Origin of the sequence: Streptomyces cellostaticus, from assembly GCF_001513965.1 — a bacterium.
Classification (GTDB): Bacteria; Actinomycetota; Actinomycetes; order Streptomycetales; family Streptomycetaceae; genus Streptomyces; species Streptomyces cellostaticus.
This window is the reverse complement of the sequence record NZ_KQ948072.1, coordinates 6,347-11,753: the sequence shown is the minus strand read 5'-3', so window position 1 is coordinate 11,753 and position 5,407 is coordinate 6,347. Positions and strand designations below refer to the sequence as shown.

Sequence of the window (5,407 nt, the reverse complement as noted above, 5' to 3'; positions counted from 1 at the left end):
TGCCTGCTGTTTTTGGGTTGGAGTCGTGGCTGTTGTGAGTGGTCTTGCCGGGTGTGTGGCCGGGCGGGCGTCTACCGAGACCGGCTGTGGTGACGGGTCGGGCCGCCGGGCCGACGGTGATGCCCGGCGACCGCGAAAGCCGCCCCCTTCGGGCCGCAGCCGGAGCCGTCGTGAACGGCCTTGCCGGGCAAGGGAGTCCGGTGCTCCCGCCGGGTGTCCCGCCGCCAGGACATCCTGGACGTGCGGGCGGGCTCAGCCGAAGCCCTCCGGCAGGTCCGCGGCCGACTCCTCGGGGGTGAGGTCCGGACGCAGCCGCAGCCACGACGGCTGGCGCAGCATCCCGGCCCGGGTCCGGGTGCTGTAGCTGACCTCGCCGACGAGCCGGGGCAGCACCCAGTGCGCGTCCGCGATCCGGGGCACCGGGTCGAAGGGACACCGGCCGCTCGCGGCGGCCCGCAGCAGTGCCGCCAGTTCCGTCCGCTCCGCCTCGCTCCAGCCGGTGCCCACCCCGCCGACGTACCGCAGCCGGCCGCCGGCGCGCTGGCCGACCAGCACCGCGCCCGGCAGCCCGGTCAGCCGCCCCTTGCCGGGCAGCCAGCCCCCGACGATCACATCCTCGCTGCGCATGTTCCGGATCTTGATCCAGGCGCGGGAGCGCACCCCTGGCTCGTACACCGAGTCCAGCCGCTTGCACACCAGACCTTCCAGAGCGTGCTCCCGGGTGGCCCGCAGCGCCTCGGCGCCGTGTCCGGTCACGGCCCTGGGCGTCGACCAGTACGGCCCGGCCAGGCCCAGCTCCGTCAGCCGCGTCCGCCGCTCTGCGTAGGGAAGCCGCAGCAGGGGGCGCTCCAGGTACGGAACGTCGAACAGCACCAGGTGGACCGGCACCTGGGCGGCCCGGCGTGCCGCCCGCGCGGGGGCGTGCGCGAGACCCATCCGGCTCTGCAGCAACTGGAAGTCGGCGCGCCCCTGTTCGTCCAGGGCGAGCACCTCGCCGTCCAGGACGGCGGGCGTGGTGCCCACAGCGGTGCCGAGCGGCCTCAGTTCGGGGTAGGCGGCGGTGATGTCCTCGCCGGACCGGGCGCGCAGCAGCATGCTGCCGTCGCCGGGCAGGTAGACCATCACCCGCTGGCCGTCCTGCTTGGTCTCGTACGCCCACCGCCGGTCCTGGGCGGCGGGCGGCAGCGAGCCGGGGGTGGCGAGCATCGGCGCGATGAGCGGCAGGGGCACGGCGGTCACGGCTGAAGGTGTCGACCGCTCCCGGCGCCCTCACGCGCCTTTCGGCACCGGTTCCCCTGAACGGGCCCCTCTCAGCGGCCGACCGTCCAGGGCCGCGCCTCCACGAGCCCCGACTGATAGACCGGCGCCACGAGTTGGGCGCGGTCACGGGCAGCCGGCTTCGTCATGGCCCGGTGGACGTGCGAGCGCAGGCTTCCTGCATTGCGACGCCGACCGCCGCCGCAACACCCTCGCCCTCGACCTCGCCGAACCTTTCAAGCCCCTCTTCGCGGAACGCCTCCTCAAGCGCACGGCCGCCCAGAAACATCTCAAGCCCAGCGACTTCGAGACGGACGTCGGCCGCGCCGCACTCAGTAAGAACGGCCGCAAGAAGATCGCGGCCTTGGTCAAGGAGGAACTCGCGACCACCGTGTACCACCGCACTCTGAAGCGTCAGGTCAGCTACGAGGAGCTGATCCACCTGGAGGCACTCAAGGTCGTTCGCTTGTGCCTCGAGGACACGCCCTACAAGCCCTTCCGTCCCTGGTGGTGACCGGCCATCTTCGTCATCCTCGTCTACGACACCGCAGCCGAACGGAACCCAAAGGTCCTCAAGACCTGCCGTAAGTACCTTCACTGGACCCAGCGCAGTGTCTTCCAGGGCGAACTTTCTCCTGCTCAGTACCGCGCTCTCATGTCCACCCTCACTGCCGCCATCGATCCGGCATACGACAGCATCGTCACGTACACCACCCGCTCGCCCGATCTCGTCGAGACATCGGTCTTGGGTGTCTCTCTCGGTGGTCCCGGCGACATCCTCTGACTGCGGAACATGATCGATGACCACGCCAGCTGTCAGCTGCGCTCGCGGAGAGGGAGAGGGACGACTCCGCCTCGCCGACGATCAGGCGGTGAGGCATAGCGTCGTAGCCCGACAACAGTGCAGGAAGCCGAAGGGACGACCAGGAGCAGGTGTTCACGCCCTTGGCCGCCTTGATCAGGGAATAGCCATGGCTTCCGGTACGGGGCCGCAGCCGGGCTACTGCGAGAGGACCGAAGGCCGCGCAGCCCGCCCGGTCTCCGTCTGGAGCCGTTCGACCTCGATCTCCACAGCGGCGACACCTGACACCTCGTGAGGATTACGTGGCGCCCATGGCTCGACCGCTCAGGGAGCGATGAGACTGCTCAAGCTTGGGTGCGACGAGAGACTAGTCCGCCCGAGTGATGTCCGACAGGCGGGTGGTGGGGCTTGATCAGCGACAGGGCGAGATCATCGAGGTGCGCGGCCCAGACGGTGAACCGCCGTACATGGTCAGGTTCTCCGATGGCCATGAAGGCCTGGTCTATCCGGGGCCGGTCTGCCTGATCGAACCGCGAATGCCCGACGAGTAGTCACCGGAGCCATAGCCGGATCGCCCTTCGGACTACCGGACATCGACTTCGATGGTGGCGGCCACCATCGACTGGCACCCTCGGCGGCAGCCTCCTGGCCCTGGCCCGGCGCTCCCGGTATCAGCACCCTCCCAGGAACGTGACGAGGGTTCTGCCAGCAGGTGCTTCGCCTGACTGCGTCGTTATCCACCCAGCCCTGCCCGGCCGGAGCATGAGGACTTCAGCCCGGCTCAGGAATTATTCCTCCCAGAGGGAAGAGGCGTGTCCGTCAGTCCCTCCGGTGTGATGAAGAGCTGGCCGTACTGGTACCGAGTGCTGCAAGTCCAGTCACCTGACGCGTCGGACACGCCTTATCCCCGTCCCGGCCGGGCTACTGCGACAGGCCCGACACATGTGTCCCGTCTCAAACGATCTGGTCTGCGGGCAGAGCCCTGACCTGCGGCGACCAGATCGGGTGAGATGCCTGGCCGTCGGGAATCCCAGTTGATCTGGTCCAGGGCGCTTGGGTGCCGGGTGCTGTCTCAGTCGATCTGGTTCGGCACTGCCATTCCGCACCGGCAGGTCTCGTTAGGATCTCCTGATCATGGACGTGATGACGGGGAACGAGATGATCGCCATCCCGCCGGGGCAGGTGACGCTGTCGGACCGGCGGACGCAGCGCAGTTGGTCGGTCGAGCTTGCGCCCTACCAGCTCGCGGCATTCCCAGTCACCCAGGCGTTGTACGCCCAGATCACAGGCCAGCGGCCGAGTACCGCCTACGGGGACCAGTTGCCCGTCGAGTGCGTTTCCTGGTGGGACGCGGCGCGGTTCTGCAACGCCCTTTCCCACTGCGACGGGCTCACACCCGCGTACCGCTTCCATGCCGACGGCGAAGGCATCGAGTGGGACGCGTCCGCCGACGGGTACCGACTGCCGACCGAAGCCGAGTGGGAGCACGCCTGCCGTGCCGGTACGGCAGGACCGCGTTACGGGGAGCTCGACGAGATTGCCTGGTACCGCGGTAACTCGCACGAACGCATCCACGACGTGGGCGGCAAACGCCCCAACCCGTGGGGGATCTACGACATGCTCGGCAACGTCTGGGACTGGTGCTGGGACGTCTACGACGCCGAGGCCTACGGCACCTACCGGGTACTCCGTGGCGGTGGTTGGTTCGACGAGCACTGGAGTTGCCGGGCCTCCGCGCGGCGCCGCAGCCACCCGACCTTCCAGGTCGACGACGTCGGATTCCGCATCGCGCGTTCCCTCGTGTGACGACGGTTCGCGTCCGTCCCCAGACGCAATGTCCGCCGATCGAACAACCTGGGGACCCGATCGTCTGAGACATCGAGCGAATCGGACCCGTTCACTTGAGACACGGACCAAATCGACAGAGACAGGACAACATGGCTGATCCTCACGGCGAACGACCGGTGACCCGTCTCACCGAACTTGACTGATCTCACCGGACTTTGACCGGTCCCGCTGTAGGTCGGTGCGCGGCTGCCGCGTTTGGGCGTCCAAGGTTCGTCGAGACGGTCAGCGGCTCGGCGGGCGGCTGACAGCACCGCTCCGCGGCACGATTCCGCCGCCGGACGGCGCCATCACGCCAATGCTCCATATTTGGGGCTGCTTCGCGGTACTTCTCCGTCCTTCCTCCTGTTGTCCCCGGCGACGATCACCGCTCTCCCTGTTCATCCGGTGCAGGCGGTGTCACGCGCCAAGAAGGGACACTCCGCCGTATGAGCACGCACCACCTGGGCCGGGCGGCCGCCGTACTGGCCGCCGCTCTCGCCCTGGCCACGGCCACGACCGGGCTCACCGCGTACGCCGCCGATCCCTCCGACACGACGGGCAAGCCCGCCACCGCCATGCGGGGCGGTGGCGGTGCGGGGCAGTGCGACGACGATCCGGATGGCTGGAAGCGCGACGGACTGTGCCTGAACCGTGCGGACAACCGCAAGGTCGACGCGTACCTTGCCCGTGCCCGCGCGGCGGAGCCGTCGATCAGCCGCGATGTACGGGCTGCCGCCGCGATCAGCCGGGCCGAGCTCGTCGGATTCGACTACCGCCTCAAGTCCCCCGACTCCCTCAAGCGGAAGGTCGCCACGGACCTCAAGGAGCATCCGGAGCGCAACACCGACGACATTCTGGCGCGCCTGAGTGACGCGGTGCGCTACACCCTCCAATGGCCCGACGGCGACTACGTCACCGGTGTCACCATCGCCTCGGAGTTGCTGTCCGCCTGGGGCAGCGACACCACGAAGTGGTCCAACACCTGGGGCCGAGAGAAGGGCTACAAGGGACTCAATGCAGGCTGGCGTGCGCCCGGTTCGCGGCAGCTGTTCGAGGTGCAGTTCCACACCCCGGCGAGCAAGCGCGCCCAGGAGGAGACGCACAAGCTGTACGAGGAGCAGCGGCTGCCGTCGACCAGTCCTGAGCGCAAGAAGGAACTGCAGGACCAGCAGGACGCGATCTTCGCCGCAGTACCCGTCCCGGACGGCGCTCCGGCCCTCGCTCCACCCGCCACTCGTCTGGCGCCAGCAGCCTGACGCCCACTGCGCAGCCCCGGCTGCCTGCCCGGGGCTGCGCCCTCAGGGGACGGCCGCCCAAGCGGACGGCTTTGCCCCTCCGCTGAAGGCCGGAGGCCCTTCGCTGCTCGATCTCGTCGGGCGCCCCTGGTCCAGGTTGAGCCACATCCTGTAAACGCCGAGCGCACATGCCCGGGTAGGCCAAACCAACCGGCGATTACGTGATCTGCAAGGAACGTGACCCACGCACGCTACCCCCCCCGCCACCGGCTACGAGCCCGCCTAA

Annotated in this window: 6 protein-coding genes and 1 pseudogene; 5 read left to right on the top strand and 2 right to left on the bottom strand. The window is 68.7% G+C overall.

The window, feature by feature from the left end; genetic code table 11:
* Positions 1–252 precede the first annotated feature (252 nt).
* On the bottom strand, positions 253–1,230 hold the full coding sequence (locus AQI88_RS41340) for an ATP-dependent DNA ligase (RefSeq protein ID WP_067010888.1): 978 nt from the start codon (positions 1,228–1,230) through the stop codon (positions 253–255).
* Between the two features lie 80 nt (positions 1,231–1,310).
* Positions 1,311–1,433, bottom strand: a pseudogene (locus tag AQI88_RS45615) (DNA-binding response regulator); the annotation flags it as partial.
* A gap of 2 nt (positions 1,434–1,435) precedes the next feature.
* Between AQI88_RS45615 and cas1 the strand changes: the two are divergent.
* From cas1 to AQI88_RS41320, 5 genes are all read left to right on the top strand, one after another.
* Entirely contained in the window at positions 1,436–1,771 is a 336-nt protein-coding gene (gene cas1, locus AQI88_RS41335; RefSeq protein WP_244184631.1) for a CRISPR-associated endonuclease Cas1, read from the top strand.
* A gap of 141 nt (positions 1,772–1,912) precedes the next feature.
* Positions 1,913–2,041: a hypothetical protein gene (locus tag AQI88_RS49240; RefSeq protein ID WP_425264588.1), complete on the top strand. Its 129-nt coding sequence runs from the start codon at positions 1,913–1,915 to the stop codon at positions 2,039–2,041.
* A gap of 401 nt (positions 2,042–2,442) precedes the next feature.
* Positions 2,443–2,610, top strand: coding sequence for a DUF1918 domain-containing protein (locus tag AQI88_RS44500; protein WP_079058172.1), 168 nt, complete (start codon positions 2,443–2,445; stop codon positions 2,608–2,610).
* 583 nt (positions 2,611–3,193) lie between these two features.
* Entirely contained in the window at positions 3,194–3,865 is a 672-nt protein-coding gene (locus AQI88_RS41325; RefSeq protein ID WP_067010854.1) for a formylglycine-generating enzyme family protein, read from the top strand.
* 467 nt (positions 3,866–4,332) lie between these two features.
* Entirely contained in the window at positions 4,333–5,142 is an 810-nt protein-coding gene (locus AQI88_RS41320; protein WP_067010853.1) for an ATP nucleotide 3'-pyrophosphokinase, read from the top strand.
* Positions 5,143–5,407: the final 265 nt, after the last annotated feature.